The 17,278-nt window shown below is 67.4% G+C and carries 21 protein-coding genes; 4 read left to right on the top strand and 17 right to left on the bottom strand.

Annotation, left to right across the window (positions count from 1 at the left end):
* Nucleotides 1-158 precede the first annotated feature (158 nt).
* Together BN996_RS17600 and BN996_RS17595 are read right to left on the bottom strand one after the other, a co-directional pair.
* Nucleotides 159-806: a DUF7344 domain-containing protein gene (locus BN996_RS17600; protein WP_089781242.1), complete on the bottom strand. Its 648-nt coding sequence runs from the start codon at nucleotides 804-806 to the stop codon at nucleotides 159-161.
* 471 nt (nucleotides 807-1,277) lie between these two features.
* Entirely contained in the window at nucleotides 1,278-1,811 is a 534-nt protein-coding gene (locus BN996_RS17595) for a DUF7344 domain-containing protein (protein WP_007276256.1), read from the bottom strand.
* 346 nt (nucleotides 1,812-2,157) lie between these two features.
* Here BN996_RS17595 and BN996_RS17590 point away from each other — a divergent pair, with 346 nt between their 5' ends.
* Both BN996_RS17590 and BN996_RS17580 read left to right on the top strand, forming a co-directional pair.
* Nucleotides 2,158-2,436: a PadR family transcriptional regulator gene (locus BN996_RS17590; RefSeq protein ID WP_089781238.1), complete on the top strand. Its 279-nt coding sequence runs from the start codon at nucleotides 2,158-2,160 to the stop codon at nucleotides 2,434-2,436.
* Nucleotides 2,437-3,081: 645 nt separating this feature from the next.
* Nucleotides 3,082-3,501, top strand: a complete 420-nt coding sequence (locus BN996_RS17580; RefSeq protein ID WP_089781234.1) for a lactonase family protein — start codon at nucleotides 3,082-3,084, stop codon at nucleotides 3,499-3,501.
* 81 nt (nucleotides 3,502-3,582) lie between these two features.
* Here the strand turns inward: BN996_RS17580 and glmM are convergent, their stop codons facing one another.
* The 10 genes from glmM to BN996_RS17530 all read right to left on the bottom strand — a co-directional run bounded on the left by glmM (nucleotide 3,583) and on the right by BN996_RS17530 (nucleotide 13,000).
* Nucleotides 3,583-4,908, bottom strand: coding sequence for a phosphoglucosamine mutase (glmM, locus tag BN996_RS17575; RefSeq protein WP_089781232.1), 1,326 nt, complete (start codon nucleotides 4,906-4,908; stop codon nucleotides 3,583-3,585).
* A gap of 183 nt (nucleotides 4,909-5,091) precedes the next feature.
* Nucleotides 5,092-5,406 (bottom strand): HalOD1 output domain-containing protein, encoded by a 315-nt coding sequence (locus BN996_RS17570; protein WP_089781229.1) that lies wholly within the window; start codon nucleotides 5,404-5,406, stop codon nucleotides 5,092-5,094.
* Between the two features lie 176 nt (nucleotides 5,407-5,582).
* A complete protein-coding gene (locus BN996_RS17565; protein ID WP_089781227.1) occupies nucleotides 5,583-6,224 on the bottom strand; it encodes an NADPH-dependent F420 reductase in 642 nt (213 codons plus the stop codon).
* Between the two features lie 323 nt (nucleotides 6,225-6,547).
* Entirely contained in the window at nucleotides 6,548-7,858 is a 1,311-nt protein-coding gene (locus BN996_RS17560) for an MFS transporter (RefSeq protein WP_089781225.1), read from the bottom strand.
* Between the two features lie 48 nt (nucleotides 7,859-7,906).
* Nucleotides 7,907-8,344 (bottom strand): chemotaxis protein CheW, encoded by a 438-nt coding sequence (locus BN996_RS17555; RefSeq protein WP_089781223.1) that lies wholly within the window; start codon nucleotides 8,342-8,344, stop codon nucleotides 7,907-7,909.
* Complete coding sequence (locus BN996_RS17550; protein WP_089781220.1) at nucleotides 8,345-9,385, bottom strand: methyl-accepting chemotaxis protein; 1,041 nt, start codon at nucleotides 9,383-9,385, stop codon at nucleotides 8,345-8,347. It abuts the gene before it with no gap.
* A gap of 261 nt (nucleotides 9,386-9,646) precedes the next feature.
* On the bottom strand, nucleotides 9,647-10,633 hold the full coding sequence (locus BN996_RS17545) for a metal ABC transporter permease (RefSeq protein ID WP_089781218.1): 987 nt from the start codon (nucleotides 10,631-10,633) through the stop codon (nucleotides 9,647-9,649).
* Complete coding sequence (locus tag BN996_RS17540) at nucleotides 10,630-11,427, bottom strand: metal ABC transporter ATP-binding protein (protein WP_089781217.1); 798 nt, start codon at nucleotides 11,425-11,427, stop codon at nucleotides 10,630-10,632. The genes BN996_RS17545 and BN996_RS17540 overlap by 4 nt, the downstream gene beginning before the upstream one ends.
* Nucleotides 11,424-12,542 (bottom strand): metal ABC transporter substrate-binding protein, encoded by a 1,119-nt coding sequence (locus BN996_RS17535; protein ID WP_089781214.1) that lies wholly within the window; start codon nucleotides 12,540-12,542, stop codon nucleotides 11,424-11,426. Before BN996_RS17535 ends, BN996_RS17540 begins: the two co-directional genes overlap by 4 nt.
* A gap of 251 nt (nucleotides 12,543-12,793) precedes the next feature.
* Nucleotides 12,794-13,000 carry a cold-shock protein gene (locus tag BN996_RS17530; protein WP_004040969.1) on the bottom strand — a complete coding sequence of 69 codons (207 nt, stop codon included), beginning with the start codon at nucleotides 12,998-13,000 and terminating at the stop codon, nucleotides 12,794-12,796.
* Nucleotides 13,001-13,285: 285 nt separating this feature from the next.
* On the opposite strand from BN996_RS17530, the gene BN996_RS17525 reads away from it, so the two are divergent.
* Nucleotides 13,286-13,582 carry a hypothetical protein gene (locus BN996_RS17525; RefSeq protein WP_089781296.1) on the top strand — a complete coding sequence of 99 codons (297 nt, stop codon included), beginning with the start codon at nucleotides 13,286-13,288 and terminating at the stop codon, nucleotides 13,580-13,582.
* Between the two features lie 3 nt (nucleotides 13,583-13,585).
* Nucleotides 13,586-14,101, top strand: coding sequence for a winged helix-turn-helix transcriptional regulator (locus tag BN996_RS17520; RefSeq protein WP_089781212.1), 516 nt, complete (start codon nucleotides 13,586-13,588; stop codon nucleotides 14,099-14,101).
* 33 nt (nucleotides 14,102-14,134) lie between these two features.
* On the opposite strand, the gene BN996_RS17515 is transcribed toward BN996_RS17520, so the two are convergent.
* From BN996_RS17515 to BN996_RS17495, 5 genes are all read right to left on the bottom strand, one after another.
* A complete protein-coding gene (locus BN996_RS17515; protein WP_089781210.1) occupies nucleotides 14,135-14,674 on the bottom strand; it encodes a hypothetical protein in 540 nt (179 codons plus the stop codon).
* On the bottom strand, nucleotides 14,674-14,988 hold the full coding sequence (locus tag BN996_RS17510; protein WP_089781208.1) for a hypothetical protein: 315 nt from the start codon (nucleotides 14,986-14,988) through the stop codon (nucleotides 14,674-14,676). Before BN996_RS17510 ends, BN996_RS17515 begins: the two co-directional genes overlap by 1 nt.
* Nucleotides 14,978-15,853, bottom strand: a complete 876-nt coding sequence (locus BN996_RS17505) for an FAD:protein FMN transferase (protein WP_089781206.1) — start codon at nucleotides 15,851-15,853, stop codon at nucleotides 14,978-14,980. Before BN996_RS17505 ends, BN996_RS17510 begins: the two co-directional genes overlap by 11 nt.
* Nucleotides 15,843-16,178, bottom strand: coding sequence for a hypothetical protein (locus tag BN996_RS17500; protein ID WP_089781204.1), 336 nt, complete (start codon nucleotides 16,176-16,178; stop codon nucleotides 15,843-15,845). The genes BN996_RS17505 and BN996_RS17500 overlap by 11 nt, the downstream gene beginning before the upstream one ends.
* Nucleotides 16,179-16,333: 155 nt before the next feature.
* Nucleotides 16,334-17,251 (bottom strand): DMT family transporter, encoded by a 918-nt coding sequence (locus tag BN996_RS17495; RefSeq protein WP_089781202.1) that lies wholly within the window; start codon nucleotides 17,249-17,251, stop codon nucleotides 16,334-16,336.
* Nucleotides 17,252-17,278 lie beyond the last annotated feature (27 nt).

Genomic DNA, 17,278 nt, shown 5'->3' with positions numbered 1-17,278 from the left:
AGAGTTGACCTCGGTGGAGGAGTCGAGGAGAGCAGATGTCGGCGGGCGGAAAGAAGGGAGGGACCGAATGCCGCGGCTGTTCGAAAGCGGAGCGAAGTAAAATCCGGGTGCAGTCGTTGGAAATCGGTATCGTCGCGGACGCGTGAGAACCGACCGACTCAGAGGTCGAGGCGGTTCTTGTACGACTCCATCGCGGTGATGGCCATGAGCGTCGCGGTGCTCAACACGGCCCAGCCGGCGGCCGGGACCTGTTCGAGTCCGGGGACGCCGAGCAGTCCGGCGGAGACGGTCGCGGCCACGCCGGCGGCGATAGCGAGGTTCCGCTTCGGCGACGCGGCGAGCGACGCCGACTGCTCGTCGTCCTCGGTGCTGACGATGTCGCCGTCGAGGTACTGGTCGAGCTGTTTCGCGGTGTCGAGAAGCGTGATGTCACCGCGGTTCTTCTCGAAGTCGACGATGCCCGCCGAGTCCATCTTCGGCAGGTGACACTGGTACAGACCGATGTACACGCGCTTTCGTTGACTCGACGACAGCGCCTTGATCTCGATGCCGTTTTCCTTCGCGGCGATGAACTCGGCCATGTCGCCGAGCTTCGCCTCGCCGTCGTTCTCCTTGAGGTACCGGAGCGCGTCGCGCCGGCGTTGGTTCTTCAGAATCTCGAAGACGACGTCCTTCGAGAGCGCTTCGATTTCGGGTTGTTGTTGCTGTTCTGCGAGCGCGTGAGACCCACCAGTCGTCTCCGCGGGCTGTTCATTCGTCGTCTGGTCGACAACGCCGGTATCGGCTTGTAGTGAATCGGTAACCATTGTTCCTTCCTCCCCCACTGTGTGGTCGGGTGCTACCGTGTCACGTGGTCGGTCGAGAGGGAAGACCACGAGGCGTTTGCACAGACCACAACCTTTGGATGCGCCCCACCAAGCGCGCCCCAGATACAGAGGGTCAGTGAGCTAATAGGTTAAGCGAGGATATATACTTGTCTGACAATCCCACACTCTGATTTCTCCGACTGTTAGGGTTGCAAAATCTGCGAGTAAAGTGACTGTAACAATCTATACTAACTCAGACTTTCAATAGTTCCGACAGTAAGAGAATCCTACCAGAGAGCCGCGAGGGACGCCGTTTTCACTCTCATTTATCTCGGTTCTGAGAAATATATAAAACACAGTTGGTAGTTAGGTTCACGGATACGTCGATTCAGCAGTAGCATCCGTTGAGAATACGCGAGCGCTTCGGAGCGGGTGTTTGCGACGGCCGCGAGGAGACGAATTATTCCGCGGTTATTCCACGAGCGCTTCGAAGGCGTCGGCCGATGTCCCCGCCCGCCGCTCGGAGCGGTACTGCGCGAACACCAACACGAGGAGCGCCGCGGAGACGAACACCGCGACGGCGCTCCACGAGACGAGCGCGAACCCGGGGAGGCCCGCCCACAGGCCGAGAATGAGCGCCCAACTGAGCGCGCCGAGGAGCGCGTAATACCGGCTCCACGGCTCGTTCGTCTCGGATTGCATCCAGAAGAACCCCCGCTTTGCGACGTTCGAAACGAGCTCGACGGACCGCTCTTCGTCGTCGTAATCGACCAACCCGGCGCTCTCCAGTTTCGGGAGATGCGTCTGGTACAGCGAGATGTACACGCGCTGTCGCTCTTCGTCGGTCACGTCTTCGACCGCCGTTCCGTTCTCCCGTGCGGCGACCATCGCCGCGAGTTCCTTCAGCGAGATCGCCTCGCCCGCCCGATGGAGGAAGTAGAGAATCTGCCTCCGCCGGGAGTTACTGAGGATTCGGAATAGCTCGTCTTTTGATAGCGTTGTCATCGTCGTGTGCGGGGGTGGTCCCGCACGCGGTGTGAAGAGGGACCCTACCCGGTTGGGTCGTACTACACCACACCCGACCTTTGTTATCGTGACGTTTCCGGGAGGCACCGAGTCGGTCGCTACCGGATATTAAGCTCATCTTCACGCGATTGTTACCGGGGCGCAGACCGTCAGCGGGAGGGGGTTATCTCGGTCTCAGAGATGATTACATATCTCAACGGTTTCGAGAAAAACCCTCGGGCCGAAACGTGAGCAAACTCGCGACAACGGCGGTAAGGAACCCAATTGTCCAGTATAGAGGTGGCTAACAATACCCGATGACGGCGATACTTAGATTCGAGACTACATGTTCGAACTGACTGGCTTCCAGCGCGACCTGCTGTACGTGATCGCCGGCGCAGAGCGCCCGTCCGGGCAGGAGATTAAAGAGATGATCAGCAAAGACGTCGGGGAGGTGAACCACGGTCGCCTCTACCCGAACCTCGACGCCCTCGTCGAACAGGGGTACGTCAACAAGGGACAACACGACCGTCGGACGAACTTCTACGAGATGTCCGAGAAGGGACGTGAGTCCATCGTCGAGCGCCGAGACTGGGAAGACCGACGCGTCGGGTTCCTCGGATAACACGCCGTCGTCCCCGCAGAGAGACGAACCGTCCGTTCGAACGCCCGCGGGCGAGAGTGGGACGCTCGCCCCGGAAGAAACCGAAGACGAGAACTGCTCGTCGCTGGTGGCCGCATCGGTCCCCGCGGTCTCGTTCGGTCCCTCCTCCTTCCGCAGCTGCGTCGACCCAGCGACCGCGTCGGTGCTGGACCGGCGGCGACCGTGGTCGTCGGCGCCCCGTCGCTTGTCCCACCGGAGACCACCGACGACACGCCACGCGACGGGGTGACGCTCGACGCCGCCCTCGCCCGTCTCACCCGGCGAAATTTCGAGGTGTGAGCCGACGTGCGGGCCGCGGACGGCACGGATTCGACGCACATCCCGGAGAGATATATCAGAACTCATTACACTCGGTTATCGTGGAAAATGTCACATCCAATATGTGCATTCCAGCACCGAGAATCGGAGATTAATTCGAGAATAAGAATCGGATTAATTCGAGAATAAGTCGACGCTTTCGGGCGTTTTTGTACGTTGTCCGAACCGCGAGAACACGTCGGTGATGCGAACAGTAACAACGGCAATAATATCATCGATAGACATTCATGTATTCCAACTAATGTAATTATCGCAACATTTATGGGCATAATCCGCAACCCCTGAGACATGGTAAGAGAACGGTCCACCGGGCAGGACCCAGAAACGGCGACTGACGACGACGTCGGTAGACGCAAGTACCTCGCGCTGTGCGGGTCGGTATCGGCCGCCGGTGCGATCGCGGGGTTCTCTGGGGTCGGCTCGGCGACGGAACAGGTCGACGAGTCGGTCGACGCCGACGGACACACACTCGTCGTCGCCGGCACCGGCTCCGTCTCTTCGTTCGAAGTGACGGTCAGCGGGTCCATCTCACCACTCCAGCCGAACGGCGCGCTCAGCACGACCGGGACGGTCGGTCCCGCGGCCGAGGGGACCGTCAGCGACGGCTCGCGGCGCTACCAGTTCGCGGGCGACGTCACCAACTTCCAGTCGACGGACGCCGTGTCGGTGTACGTCGACGGTGTCCGCGTCCCCGACGACTCCTTCTGAGCGACCCGAGCGTCCGTTGTTTTCGAACCGACCGAAAGCGGCGGCACCGCGAGCGCGAGGGAGACGACAAACGGCGGTGAGTCAGGCGACGACGCGTGCCCCCTCGACGAGCGAGCGGACGTCCTCGAACAGGCGGTCGGCGTCGCCCTCGTCGCGGGCCTCCGCGGTGATGCGGACCAGCGGTTCGGTCCCGCTGGCGCGGACGAGGAACCAGCCGTCGTCGGTGTCGACGCGGATGCCGTCGATGGTGTCGACGTCGTCGTACGTCGCGTGGATGTCGCGGGCGATGCGGTCCATCGCCTGGTGTTTGTCGTCGAACGAGAGGCTCGCGCGGCGGGTGGCGTAGCCCGCCCCGCCGAGGTCGGCGACCTGTTCGGACAGCGGCGCGCCGCGGGCAACGAGGTCGGCGAGCGTGAGCGCCGCGTAGTGGCCGTCGGGCGCGAGCGTCTCGTCGGGCCAAATCCACGCGCCGGAGGGCTCGCCGCCGAAGACGTAGCCCGCCTCGGCGACCGCCTCGGCGACGTGGACGTCGCCGACCGGCGTGTAGGTGACGCGCCCGCCGGCGGCCTCGACCACGTCCTGCACGAGGAGGCTCGTGTCGACGGGGACGGCGACGGCGTCGCCCGGGGAGACGGCGTCCCGCGCGAACAGCGCGAGGAGCGCGTCGCCGGGGACGTACGCACCGGTCTCGTCTACCGCGACGAGTCGGTCGGCGTCGCCGTCGTGGGCGAGCCCCACGTCCGCGTCGAGCGCGGGGACGGTCCGGCGGAGCGCCGTGAGCGTCTCGGCGTTCGGCTCGCTCTTGCGGGCGGGGAACCGGCCGTCCCGCTGGCCGTCGATGGTGTTGACCGTCGCGCCGAGTTCGTAGAGCGCGTCGACCGAGACCCGGCCCGTGCCGTTGCCGAGGTCGAACGCGACGGAGACGCCGTCGAGGTCGTCGAACGACGAGACGAGGTGGCTCACGTGGCGGTCCGCCGCGTCGGGCCACTCGCGCTCTTCGCCGTGTTCGTCCCACGCGGCGAGCGACACCTCGTCGCGGTTGAGCCGGTGGACGATGTCGCGCGTCTGGGCCTTGTCGAAGGCGCGGCCGCTCGGCGTCCAGAGCTTCAGGCCGTTGTCCGAGGCGGGGTTGTGAGACGCGGTGATGCCGATGCCGGCGTCCGCGCCGGCCCAACCGACCGCGCGGGCGACCGTGGGTGTCGAGGCGACGCCGAGTCGGACCACGTTCGCCCCGCACTCGCGGACGCCGGCGCTCACGGCGTCCGCGAGCACGTCGCCGCTGAGTCGAGCGTCCTGTCCGACGACGACGGTACAGGCGTCGCAGCCGACCGCGCGGCCGATTCGAAGGGCGAGTTCGGCGGTCACGGTTCGGCCAACCGGACCTCTGATTCCACTCGTTCCGAACATACCGTGTGAGACGGTGACGGGACGTTTTGGTATGTTTCGCCTACTGTCACGAACGGGCGGTCAGGCGACACCTACTGCGGGCGCGGGGGGACCGCAGTGCCGGCGCATCGAACCGCGGGACTGCGCTGCCGCTCGCCGGGGTGAGTGAGCGGTAAGTGGTCGGCGGTTACGCGGCGCGTCGCCTCACTGAAGGGGCTGGATGTCGCCGATGGGGACCACTTCGATAGAACCGAGGGCGTCGAGCGTCACGCGGTAGCCCGCGTACGAAAACGAGAGGAGCGCGTCGTTAGAACAGTCGAACACCGCTTCGAGCGCGTCGGGGTCGATGGTCTGTGCGAGCGGTGGGAGTTGCGTCGGTCGGACGCCCTCGATTGCCGCAATACTCAGTACAATATTCGTGCTTAGGAGTTCGGAAGTATCGCGGTCGACGCGGTACGACCCGGTCGCATCGTCGTACGTCACGCGCGAATCCCTCCAGTCGTTCGTCTGTACCATCATGGGTGCTTAACAGGCGTCTGTGTGCGACGGTGCCCCTTAAATCCATGCTATTTGTGAACAGTTGTAATTCGTGAACGTCACGAAATCGAACGGATACGGGAGTGGTACATCCGCGAGAGCAATCTGGTGGCCACCATACACAACCAAAAATCGTGATAGTTTCGCGGAGGCGACGGTCAGCCCTGTCGAGCACGAAGCGTTCGGACGGTTTCCCGCGCCTCCTCGACCGTGATTTCGCGTTTGTAGAGGGCCGACCCCGGTTCCAGTAGTTCGCCGCCCGGAACGAGACCGCCGACGTCGACGGGGCCGAAGCCGATATCGCGGATGAGGCCGGCGACGCGCGCCTTGGCGTCCGAGTCGTCGCCGGCGAGGAACACCGCGAGACGCTCCGATTCGGGGAGGTCCGGGTGTCCGAGGTCGCGTAACGTCTCCCAGTGGATGGTGTTGAACGACTTGACCAGTTTCGCGTCCGGGAGTTGGGCCGCGACGAGCTCCGAGGAGGTGTCGTCGCCGAGGTCGATGACGTGGAAGTTCTCCGTGTAGGGGTTCATCGCGTCGACGACAATCTTCTCCGCGAACTGGTCCGCGTCGGGCAGCGAGTCGCGCTCTCGGAACGGAATCGCGAGGAAGACCACGTCGCCGAACCGAATCGCTCGCTTCGGTTCCACCGCGCGCAGTTGCGGGCCGAGCGTCTCCGAGAGGTCTGCCATCGACTCGACCCCGCTGTCGTTGGCTATCGCCACCTCGTGGCCCGCCTCCACGAGGAGTTGGGCCAACGTCCCACCGAGTCGGCCAGCGCCGAGTATTCCGATGTCCATGAACAAAGATGTATGTTATTCAAGTTGAATCTTTGCGTGGTCAAAGCGGGGCCGACGACCCCCTCGTCTCGGCGGGGTTCGACTCGTAATGTGCCGCAAAATCGCGTCGAAGCCCACCCCACTCCGGAGATTGGGAGATTCAGTTCACTCAACGAGGCGTCGTGGGTCGAGACGCCGCGGGCGACGAGCAGTCGGCGGGGCGGGTAGCCGACTCGTCCGAGCCGACCTCGGGGGCGATTACCCGGCAGGCCGCCGAACGAACACCCGAACGGACCGCCGAAGCGACGACCGACCCGACACCGAACCGATGCCCGAACCGAGCGTCAGGCCCCGCCGGCGTACGCCTCGAACTCCTTCCCGCGCAGGGCGAAGTAGGCCACGCCGACGGTTCCGACGAGCGACGCGACCGAGAACGCGAGCGTCGGGTCTCTCGCGTAGAGCCAGCCGCCGAGCGCCGCGCTCGGGATGACGATGGTGTTCCGCAGGAGGTAGTACGCGCCCGTCACCCGCCCGCCGGCGTCGCGCTCCGCCGGGCCGACGATGAGCGCCTTATGCGCGGGGAGACCGGCGAACCGGAGCCCGGAGAAGGCAAACAGGGCGACGACGACCCACTGGTCCGCCGGCGCGAAGATGAGAAGGACCGGGAAGACGGCGTACACCGCGAACCCGAGGCCGACGACCGGTTTGAGTCCGGTCCGCTCGGCGAGCTTCGAGACGGGGAGCTTCGTCAGGAGCGCGACGACCATCTCGACGCCGAGGAGGACGCCGAAGAAGGCGTCCGGCCGGAGCGAGACCCCGAACCCGGTGAAGCCGACGGCGAGGAACTCCGTGACGACGATGACGAAAAAGACGTACACCATCCCGTTGGCGAACCGGACGAGCGTATCCGCGACGAGGAGCGGGCGGAGGGTCTCCGGTAGCGACCGGAGGTCGTCGCGGAGCTGTGCAAGCCCCTCGAACGACTTGCCCAGCGAGTCCTCTCGCGCGTCGTAGAGGACGTGCTGGGCCACGGTGGCGACGATACCGAACGCCGCGGCGACGACGAGGACGTACCGGAAGCCCTCGACGAACGTCGCCGTCGCCGCCAACAGCGCGGCCGCGATGAGCGGCCCGAGGAGGAAGCCGACGCGGCGGAAAATCTCGGTGCTCGCGAAGCCCATCGCCAGCCGCTCCGGCGGGACGCTCTGCTTGACGATGGCGAACGTCGCGCCGAGGCCGAACGACTTCCACGCCTGCGTGAGAAAGAGGCCGACGAAAATCCAGAGCCACGGTTCGAGCGAGACGCCCGCGAGCGTCACCTCGGGGACCTGCGGGGCGACGAACCAGAACAGAAAGCCCGCCGAGGAGACGGTGCCGAACAGCGTGAGCGAGAGGCGCGACCCGAGTCGGTCGGAGAGCGCGCCGCCCGGATACGGGTACAAGGCTCCGATGAGGTTGCCGACGCTCCCGTAGAGGCCGACGACGGTCGCGCCGGCCCCGAGCACCCGGAGGTACTCCGGGACGTACCGCCCGGTCATCTGGAACGAGAGGCTGAACGCGAACATCGCAACCGAGAGGACGAGCACGTCGCGTTCGAGTCCGACGAACTGCCGGAAGGAATCGAAGCTATCGACGGCGTCGCGGCGGGTTCCCATCGTCAGACTGGTTCGCGGGAGCGCCCAAGAAAGTACGGTGCAGTCGGTCTACTCGCCCGACGGCGGCTCGACCCAGACGACGAGGCCGTCGTCGCTCCTGACGACGCCGCGGGTGAGTTCGTCGCCGAACGGCGCGTCGTCGACGGTCTCGGGGTCGATTTCCGTCACGCGGTCGACCTCGTCGACCAGCCAGCCGAACACGGTCGCCTCCTCGTCGGCGGCGTCGAAGACGACGACGCGGGAGGCGTCGGGGTTCGAGCCCACGCCGAGGAGCGAGGCCGTGTCGACGAGCATCGTCGTCGCGCCCCGGTAGTCCATCGCGCCGACGACGTGCGGCGGCGTGTCCGGCAGCGAGCGCGCGGACTTGCGGTCGATGATTTCGGTGACTGCGTCGAGGTCGACGCAGTACCGCTCCTCGCCGAGTTCGAATTCGAGCACCTGCGTCGGCTCCGCGGGCGCGCCGTCGGGCGCGTCGGTGAGCGACATCTACGCGCCCCGGGCGGAGAGCCCGTCTTCCGCCGCGTCGAGTTCGTCTTCGAGGTCGTCGACCTCGTCGTCGATGTGGTCGACGAGGAGCGCGACCTCCGAGATGTTCGCCGTCTGCTCTTCGGTGGCCGCGGCGACCTGGTCGATTTCGCCGGCGACCTCCTCCGCGCCCCGAGCGGTCTCGTCGACGAGGCTCGCCACCTCCTCGGTGCTCGCGGCCTGCTGGTCTGTCGCGCGGGCGACCTCCTCCGCGCCGGCGGCGGCCTCGCCGACCGCGGCGTCGATGTTCCGGAGCGCGGAGACGGCCGCGTCGACCTCCGAGATGCCGTCGTTGACCTCCTCGTTGGCCTCCTCGATGTTGCCGACGGTCGTCTCGGTCGTCTCCTGGATGTCGCCGACGACCGCCTCGATTTCGGAGACGCTGTCGCGGGACTGCTCGGCGAGGCTCTTGACCTCGTCGGCGACGACGGCGAAGCCGGCCCCCGCCTCCCCGGCGCGGGCGGCCTCGATGGAAGCGTTGAGCGCGAGCAGGTTCGTCTGGTCGGCGATGTCGTTTATCACCTCGACGACGCTGTCTATCTGGTCGACCTTCGCGCGGAGGTCGGTGATTTCGTCGTACACGTCGGTGGTCACGTCGTCGACGGTCTCCATCGCGTCCGCGGCGTTGTCGGCGGAGCTTCGACCCTCGGCGGCGAGGTCGCGCGCCTGGTCGCTCATCGCCTTCGTCTGGTCGGCGCTGGAGGCTATCTGCTCGACGCTGGCGCTCAGGTTCGACACCTCGCCGGCGACCTCCTGCATGTTGGTCGACTGGTCGCCCGCGAGGTCGCTTATCTCCTGTGCGCTGACGGCCACGCTCTCGGAGGCGCGGGAGAGTTCGGCGACGGCCGTGCCGATTTCGTCGGTCGCGTCGTCCACGTCGTCCACGTCGTCGAGAACTTCGTCGGTCGCCGCCGCTGCGGCACCGCCTGAATACGCGTCGTGCTGTCGGGAGACGTCCCCGTCTCCGGCCGCGGACTCCCGTTCATTTCGCTCGATTTCCATACGAAAACGTGTGGGAGTAAAGTGATAAGTATTCGCAGAAGGTATCAATGTGGATAATCCCACATTGCCGCTATTCGGTTCGAAACGCCCGAAATTTACGGATTTGATTCGGATATTGCAGGATAGATACCACACCGCGGCGACCGACGGACCCAGCGGCGGTCGGCCCGGTGGAAACCCTCCTATCCGGCCCCTGTCGCCGACCGCCGCGAGACGGCTGTAGCCGACGCGAGGGGGAGGGAGCGGGTCGAAACGCGGGAGTCAGGCCAGTCGGCGGCCGGCGGCGACGACGGCGAAGCCCGCGAGCGCGACGAGGACGATGGACCCGCCGGCGGCGAGCCCGTAGAGATACGCCACGGTGACTCCGACGATACCGGCGAGTTCGCCCGCGAGGACGCCGTAGAGGAGCGATTGCTTGAAACTCCGGCCGAGTCGGGAGGCGGTGACGACCGGGACGACGAGCAGCGCCGCGACGAGGATGACGCCCATGATTCGCATCGCGCTGACGACGACGAAGGCGGTGAGGACCGACAGGAGGGTGTTGACGGCGCGGACGTGGAGCCGCGACGCGCGGGCGGCCGTCTCGTCGAACGTGACGTACACGAGCGGCCGGTAGGCGACCGCGACCGAGCCGACGACGACGAGCCCCATCGAGACGAGGAGACCCACGTCGGCCCGCGAGACGGTCGCCAGCGAGCCGAACAGGTACTGGTTGATTCCCACCGAGATGCCGCCGCCGGTCAGCGAGATAAGCACGCTCCCGAGGGCGAAGCCGCCGGTCAGGACCATCGCCAGCGCGGCGTCGCTCCGGGCGTCGGTGTACTCGATGAGCGCCTGCACGACGAGCGCCGCGACGACCGCGACGACGAGCGCGCCGAGGAGCGGCGGGACCGCGAGGCCGAGCGTCGCGTCGAGGAAGAGCGCGAGCGCGACCCCGGCGAAGGCGGTGTGGGCGAGCGTGTCGCCGACCATCGAGAGGTCGCGGTAGACGAGGAACGACCCGACGAGCGGGCCGACGACGCCGATGCAGAGCACCGAGAGGTACGCCCGCTGCATGTAGGGGTAGCCGAGGAAGTCGAGGCCGGTGACGCCGGCGAGCCACGAGAACGCGCCGCCGACGACCGCCGTCAGGAACCAGTCGAAAACCCCCGTGAACGCGTCGACCACGAGGAGCGGCGCGAGGGAGTCGGCCGCGGAGAAACCGACCGCGAGGAGGTCGGTCGCCGCGAGCGCGACGGGTCCGGTCACGACGCGTCCTCCGGTTCGTCGCGGGCGCGCCCGTGAGACCCCGCGTGGCGGCCGTGCTGGTGGTCGTGGTCCAGCACGCGCTGATTCGCGCCGTAGGCCGCGGCGAGCGCGTCGCTGTCGGCGAAGTCGTCGGGAGAGCCGTGGAAGTACAGCCGCTTGTTGAGACAGGCGATTCGGGACGCGCGGGCCGTGACGACCCCGATGTCGTGTTCGACGAGGACGACCGTCATCCCCCCGTCGTTCAGGTCGCCGAGAAGGTCGTAGAACGCCTCGCGGGACTCGGCGTCGAGGGCGACCGTCGGTTCGTCGAGCGCGAGCAGGTCGGCTTCGGCCGCGAGCGCGCGAGCGACGAAGACCCGCTGGCGCTGGCCGCCGGAGAGCGCCCCGACCCGGCGGTCGGCGAGGTCCGCGATGCCGACTCGGTCGAGCGCCGCGGCGACCGCCTCGCGGTCGTCTGCGGAGAAGCGGCTGAACAGGTTCCGCGGGTAGCGACCCATCCGAACGACCTCGCGGACGGTGACGGGCATGTCGCGGGCGGTCTTCGTCACGTCCTGTGCGACGTAGGCGACGCGCTCGCCGTCGGCGAAGTCGTGGGCTGGCCGGTCGAACAGTCGCACCTCGCCGCGGGTCGGTCGCCGGAGACCGAGCATCAGCGTCAGGAGCGTGCTCTTTCCCGACCCGTTCGGGCCGACGAGTCCGAGGAACTCCCCTTCGGGCACGTCGAGCGAAATCCCGTCGACGACGGGCACGTCGCCGTACGAGAAGGCCACGTCGGACAGCGAGACGGCCGTCATTGCGCGCCGAGGGCGGTCCGGAGCGACGGGAGGTTCACCTCGCGCATGATGTCCACGTAGCCCCAGTCGCGCTCCTCCCACTCAGTCGTGACGCCCGGGAGCGGCGTGAGCGGGAGCACGTCCTCGGCGTCCGTCTCGGAGACGAGTTGCCGCGCGGCGCGGTCGGACTCCAGCGGGTCGGCGAGGACGTGTCGGATGTCGTGTTCCTCGATGGTCGCCTGCGCCCGCTCGATGTCCCGCGGCGACGGTTCCTCGTCGGGGGAGATACCGGTGAGCGCGACGATTTCGAGGTCGTAGCGGTCGGCCAGATAGCCGTAGGCGTCGTGGCCGGCGATGAGAACCACGTCGCGCTCGCGGTCCGCGAGGCCGTCCTCGAACGCCGCGTCGAGGTCCGAGAGCGTCTCGCGGTAGGACTCGGCGTTCGCGGCGTAAGCGTCGGCGTTCGCGGAATCGACCGACTGGAAGGCGTCGCGGAGCGTCTCGGTCGCGGTGACGACCCGCGTGGGGTCCAGCCAGAAGTGCGGGTCGAGTTCGCCGTGGTCGTGGGTCTCCGACTCCTCTGTGTGCTCGTCGTCGTGGTGCTCGGTCTCCTCGTGGTGCGTCTCGTCGGCGTGTTCGGTCTCTTCCGCGTGTTCCGTCTCGTCGGCGTGCGTCTCCTCGTCGTGATGCGCCGTCTCGTCGTGGGACTCGTCGTCGTGGACGTGGCCGTCAGCGCCGATTGCGTGGAGTTCCACGTCGGCAGAGGCATCGACTTCGGCGACGCCCGACCCGTCGGCTTCGAGCGAGGCGCGGATGTCGTCGGCCCACGGCTGAAAACCGGGCATCCCGTGGACGAACAGGTCGGATTCGAGCACCCGGCCCTGCACGTCCGGACCGGGCTCCCAGCCGTGACCGTGTTGACCGATGGGGACGAGCGTGTCGACTGACGCGGCCTCGCCGGCCACGCGTCGCGCCACGTCGCCGAAGACGAAGAACGAAGCCGTCGCCGCCGTCTCCGATTCGGCGGACGAGTCGGTCGAATCGGACGAGTCATCACCGCCGAGACAACCCGCGAGGCCGACGGCGGCGCTTCCGGCGACTGTCGCGAGGAACCTGCGTCGGGTTTTCGTTCGCATGTTATTAGAAACTCCCCAATAGATAATAAGGGCTGTTATTTCTCTCTCTTATTTTATTATCCAGTGCCAGCGGCGGATTCGCCGGCGAACGCCGCCGCTCTCGGTGGTGAACGGGTAGGCGGCGGTATTACCCCGAGGAGGGCAGCGGCTATCCCTACGGGTAGCGTGTACAGAGAGCGCCTGCTCGGCGTGTAATCGTCTGAAAAGTCGAGGTATCGTCTGCCGCTATAAACAGCAGTCGTGTCTCGGTATTACTGCCGGACGACGTTCGCCGCGCGGGGGCCCTTGGGCGAGGACTCGATGTCGAACTCGACTTCAGTGCCTTCCGTGAGGTCGTCGCCGCCGACGTCTTCCATGTGGAAGAACACGTCTTCGTCGTCGTCGAGGTCGCCGTCGTCAGTAGAGATGAAACCGTAGCCGCCAGTGTCGTTGAAGAAATCAACTTTGCCGTGTGCCATTACGAACAAACCGATGGGTGGGCGACGGATAACCCTTCCGAGGGTCAAGGTACCACGACCCTTCGGAAGACATCCGTGCATCCACTAACGGCCGTTTCGGCAGACAAGTGCCGGACCGAGCGAGGGCGGCACGGAGTCGGCGGGCATGATGAGTGAGTGTTCACTCGCTCGACTACTCGTGCCCGTTGTTCCGCGCGACGACGATTCGATTGGTGTACGAAAACGGCTTTGTCCGAACGGTCCGTCGACCCGACAACGCCGGGCAGTCGCCCGCGGGACACCATCATGGCCACCCTCGCACAACAGGTCGAACAGGCGACGAGTCTCGGAATCCTCCTCCTCGGAACCACGCTCGCGGTGCTCAGCCTGCTCGCGTGGCGGCGGGAGCGCGACGCGCGGATGGCCATCGTCTCGGCGTCCTACGCGATGTTCTCGTTGTACGGACTCGCCGTATTTCTCGAATACTACCTCCTCGACTGGGGCTTGGCGACCGCGGCGACCGTCGAACTCCTCGAACACGGGTCAGCGGCGCTCATTCTCGTCGGACTTGCCGGCTTCTTCGCCGCGCTCTCGCGGGACTGACGCATGGACGAGTTCGAACTCGACTCCCGGCGGGACATCTACGCCGCGGTTTCCGACCAGCCGGGAGTCCACTTCCGCGGGCTGTTGGACCGGCTCGATTTCGCGCAGGGAACGCTCCAGTATCACCTTCGAGAGCTCGCTGACGCCGGCCTCGTCGAGGTGTCCGACGACGGGAAGTTCACCCGCTACTACCCCGCCGACGAGTTCGACGACGAGGACCAACGCCGGATGAACGCCCTGCGCCGGCAGTACTCCCGGCGCATCATCGCGCACCTCCTCGCCGACGGCCCGCTCACCACGTCAGAACTGAGCGACCGCCTCGAACGGTCCGCCTCGACGATATCGTGGCACCTGTCGAAGCTGGACGACGCCGATCTCGTCAGCCGCCGGCGCGACGGCCAGCGCGTCTACTACGCGGTTCGAGACCCCGACCGCGTCCGCTACCTGTACGTGGTCCACCGGCGGAGCTTCACCGACGGCGTGGTCGACCGACTGCTCGGGCTGTGGGACGCCTACTGAGAGCGAGACGCGGTCCAGAACCGCCCTCGCCTCCTAGGACTCTCGTGCGGTCACTCGCGCCGCCTCGTGGCTGAGGGCTCTGAGCGCCAGCACGTACGCGAGGAAGCCGACCAGCGCGACCAGTCCGGGGACGACGAAGCCCGCGAGGTCGGTCCCGACCGCGGCGGCGTGGAGCGTCGCGAAGCCGAACCCGGCGTAGGCGAACGCGTGGACGACGCGGGGCGACCACGGGCGGGCGAACCGCCGCGGGTCGAGAAACCCGAGGACCGCGACGACGAGCACGACGAGCGCGCCGACGCCGACGGCCGACCCCGCGAGCAGGTACGGCAGGCCGTAGTCGGGGACCGGCGCGGCACCGTCGAGAACGGTCCACACGTCGGCGACGCCGACGACGCCGTGAGCGAGCACGAGCATCATCGCGAACACGGACACTTCGACGTGGATTCGCCTCGCGGCGTCCCGGAGCGGGCCGAACGCCTCCGCGTTGTACAGGATTCCGGTCAGGACGGCGAGGTACAACGCCGGGTAGGCGACGAGCGCCAGCGCCCGGTCGAGATACCAGACGAGCGCCATCAGGAGGCCCTCGTCGTCGCGACCGCGTCGGGACAGCCGTCACCGTCCCGAAAACCGTTCTGCGTCTCGGCGCGCGTCGGGCACGCGTCGGCGTCGTCGGCGAGGCCGTCGCCGTCGTAGTCCGCGGGAGCCTGTCGGTCTGCGACTGCGGCGACCTGTCGATCCGCGACTGCGGCGGCCGGGTCGTCCGCGACGGTCGGCGATTCGAGGTCGGCCCGGGCGTCGGCGACGGCCCAGACCGCCGCCATCGACGCGACGAGGACGAACACCGCCGCGAGCGCGACGAGTCGGTCCGTCCGCTTCCTACGCGACATGGTCTGAGAACCCCGTCGTCGCGTGGAACGCGCCGTCGTGAACGACGAACGCTTCGAGCCCCGACCAGTCCTCGGCGAGCGAGAGCGCGTCCGCGAGCGGCAGGGCCGCGAGCGTCGTCGCCAGCGCGTCGGCCTCGGTGCAGTCGCGCCGGGCGACGACCGTGACGAGGTCGTGCCGCGCCCCGACCCGCCCGCCCCGCGGGTCGTAGATGTGGTCGACGCCGTCGCGGCCTCGCCGGTGACCCGACGAGGTTGCGACGTTCCACGAGGTGTCGAGGACGCGGAGCGGGCGGTCGCCGCCGAACGGACTCTCGACGGCGACGGGACCGGTCGGGGCGCTGATGTCGCCGCCGCCGTCGACGAAGCCGGTCCGGGCGAAGCCGTCGAGTTCCGCGGCGGCTCGGTCCACGATGAACCCCTTGGCGAGCCCGTTGAGGTCGAGTCGACCGTCGACCTCGACGGTCGTGCCGTCGACGGAGACCCGCGCCGACTCCTCGGGGACGTCACCGCCGGGGCGCGCAGAGGACTCGCCGGCGATGTACTCCTTGACTCGGGCCTCGGTCGCGCCGGCACCGATATCGAAAGCGCCGTCGGTCCGCTCGCGGTAGTCGAGGCCGCGACGGACGACCGCCGCGACGGTCGCGTCGTCGACTCGGCCGGTCCGGTTGAGCCGTGAGACGGCGCTCCGGGAGTCGAAGGCGTCGAGCACTCGTTCGAGGTCGAAGGCGGTGTCGCGGGCGCGACGGGCCGCCGCGGGCGCGCCCCGGCCAACCGCGCGGACCAGAAACGCCGTATCGCAGCAGTCGAACGTCACCGTGGATTCGCCGAGCGCCGAGCGCGCCCGCGAGACGACGTCAGTCGTCATCGCCCTCGTGTTCGACTTCGTGTTCTTCGTCGTCGCGGTCCTCGTGTTCTTCGTCACCGCCGTATTCCTCGTGTTCCTCGCCGCCCTCTTCGTGTTCCTCGTCACCGTCGCCGTCGCCGTTCGACTGGACCGCGGGCGTGAAGTCGGGGTTCGGCGTCGGCGCGTCGCTCGACTGGGCCGCGGCGTGGTCGCCGGCGGCCGGCGTCTGCGTGTCGGTTCCGGGGAGGAGCGTGGGCGATACCAGCCCCGCCGCGACGACGGTCGTCAGGAGCGCGCCGACGAGCGCCAGCGCGACGAGGGTGTGTTTCGGAAGCGGGATTCGCATCGTGTCGAGGCGTCGCGAAGGGCGGATAAACGGATTCGCGTCCAACGCTCGAATACTCGGTCAATCGTCGAATGTTCGTCCAACCGTCGAATCGTCGGCTCGCGGGGGCAGAGAGTCGGTCAAGGCGGGCCGGAGCGAGGCGAGCGCCCTCGCCGTCAGTCTGCCGCCTCGCCGAGCGCTTTCGCGAGCGACTCGCCGAGCGCCCGGCGCTTGATGAGCGCGAAGCCGGCGAAGATGGAGACGAAGCCGAGCGCGGTCACGGAGTCGATGAGCTGGCCGAGGAACGCCCAACTGAGGAGCGTCGCGGAGACGGGTTCGAGGTAGCCGATGAGGTTTATCTGCGTCGGGCCGAAGCGGCCGAGCAGTTCGAAGTAGATGAGGAACGCGCCCGCGCCGCTGACGACGGCGAGATAGAGCAGGGAGCCGACGGCGACGCCGGACCACTCGACGGCGGCGAGCGACTCGCCGGTGGCGACGCCCGCGACCGACAGGAGCGCGGCCCCGAACAGCATCGCCCACGCCTGAAGCGTCCGCGCCGGGATGTCCGAGGAGAAGGGCCGCGTCAGGACGGCACCGAGGGCGAAGCACGCCGAGGCGACGAGGACGGTCGCGACGCCGACCACGTCGCTGGAGAGGAGCGCGCTCGGGTCCGGTCGGGCGACGAGACCGACGCCGATGAAGCCGAAGCCGAAGCCGAGGACCCCGAGCGGCGTGATGCGGTCGCCGAGGATGCCGGTCGCGAACAGCGCGGTCAGGACCGGCCCGAGGCTGATGACGATGGCCGCCACCGCGCCGGGGACGTGCTCCTGTCCGAGGTAGAGAAACGCGTGGTGCGCGCCGATGAGGAGGCCGCCGGAGACGCCGACGAGCGTCCAGTCGGTCCGGCCGTGCGGCCGCCAGTAGTCGGTCGAGACGGCGGCGTAGCCGAGGACGATGAGCCCCGCGAGAAAGAACCGAAGCCCCGCGAACTGCAGCGGCGGGAAGTACGCGAGACCGATTTCGATGGCGACGAACGAACTGCCCCAGAGGAGCCCCAGAAGCACGAACAGCCCGGCGGCGACCCGGCCGTTCACCGACACCACGCTCCGCTCGGCGGTCGC

Source organism: Haloferax massiliensis (assembly GCF_001368915.1).
In the GTDB taxonomy this organism is placed as follows: domain Archaea; phylum Halobacteriota; class Halobacteria; order Halobacteriales; family Haloferacaceae; genus Haloferax; species Haloferax massiliensis.
Note: the sequence above shows the minus strand (reverse complement) of the source record. Positions and strands in the feature narration are given on the sequence as shown.

What these genes read in the sequence shown, in the direction of transcription:
- BN996_RS17565 (WP_089781227.1), bottom strand. Translation starts at nt 6,224, where the DNA reads ATGGACATCGGAATACTCGGCGCTGGCCGACTCGGTGGGACGTTGGCC.
- BN996_RS17570 (WP_089781229.1), bottom strand. Translation starts at nt 5,406, where the DNA reads ATGATGGTACAGACGAACGACTGGAGGGATTCGCGCGTGACGTACGAC.
- BN996_RS17530 (WP_004040969.1), bottom strand. Translation starts at nt 13,000, where the DNA reads ATGGCACACGGCAAAGTTGATTTCTTCAACGACACTGGCGGCTACGGT.
- BN996_RS17535 (WP_089781214.1), bottom strand. Translation starts at nt 12,542, where the DNA reads ATGCGAACGAAAACCCGACGCAGGTTCCTCGCGACAGTCGCCGGAAGC.
- BN996_RS17580 (WP_089781234.1), top strand. Translation starts at nt 3,082, where the DNA reads ATGGTAAGAGAACGGTCCACCGGGCAGGACCCAGAAACGGCGACTGAC.
- BN996_RS17550 (WP_089781220.1), bottom strand. Translation starts at nt 9,385, where the DNA reads ATGGAAATCGAGCGAAATGAACGGGAGTCCGCGGCCGGAGACGGGGAC.
- BN996_RS17500 (WP_089781204.1), bottom strand. Translation starts at nt 16,178, where the DNA reads ATGCGAATCCCGCTTCCGAAACACACCCTCGTCGCGCTGGCGCTCGTC.
- BN996_RS17595 (WP_007276256.1), bottom strand. Translation starts at nt 1,811, where the DNA reads ATGACAACGCTATCAAAAGACGAGCTATTCCGAATCCTCAGTAACTCC.
- BN996_RS17560 (WP_089781225.1), bottom strand. Translation starts at nt 7,858, where the DNA reads ATGGGAACCCGCCGCGACGCCGTCGATAGCTTCGATTCCTTCCGGCAG.
- BN996_RS17505 (WP_089781206.1), bottom strand. Translation starts at nt 15,853, where the DNA reads ATGACGACTGACGTCGTCTCGCGGGCGCGCTCGGCGCTCGGCGAATCC.
- glmM (WP_089781232.1), bottom strand. Translation starts at nt 4,908, where the DNA reads ATGTTCGGAACGAGTGGAATCAGAGGTCCGGTTGGCCGAACCGTGACC.
- BN996_RS17600 (WP_089781242.1), bottom strand. Translation starts at nt 806, where the DNA reads ATGGTTACCGATTCACTACAAGCCGATACCGGCGTTGTCGACCAGACG.
- BN996_RS17540 (WP_089781217.1), bottom strand. Translation starts at nt 11,427, where the DNA reads ATGACGGCCGTCTCGCTGTCCGACGTGGCCTTCTCGTACGGCGACGTG.
- BN996_RS17515 (WP_089781210.1), bottom strand. Translation starts at nt 14,674, where the DNA reads ATGGCGCTCGTCTGGTATCTCGACCGGGCGCTGGCGCTCGTCGCCTAC.
- BN996_RS17590 (WP_089781238.1), top strand. Translation starts at nt 2,158, where the DNA reads ATGTTCGAACTGACTGGCTTCCAGCGCGACCTGCTGTACGTGATCGCC.
- BN996_RS17525 (WP_089781296.1), top strand. Translation starts at nt 13,286, where the DNA reads ATGGCCACCCTCGCACAACAGGTCGAACAGGCGACGAGTCTCGGAATC.
- BN996_RS17555 (WP_089781223.1), bottom strand. Translation starts at nt 8,344, where the DNA reads ATGTCGCTCACCGACGCGCCCGACGGCGCGCCCGCGGAGCCGACGCAG.
- BN996_RS17510 (WP_089781208.1), bottom strand. Translation starts at nt 14,988, where the DNA reads ATGTCGCGTAGGAAGCGGACGGACCGACTCGTCGCGCTCGCGGCGGTG.
- BN996_RS17520 (WP_089781212.1), top strand. Translation starts at nt 13,586, where the DNA reads ATGGACGAGTTCGAACTCGACTCCCGGCGGGACATCTACGCCGCGGTT.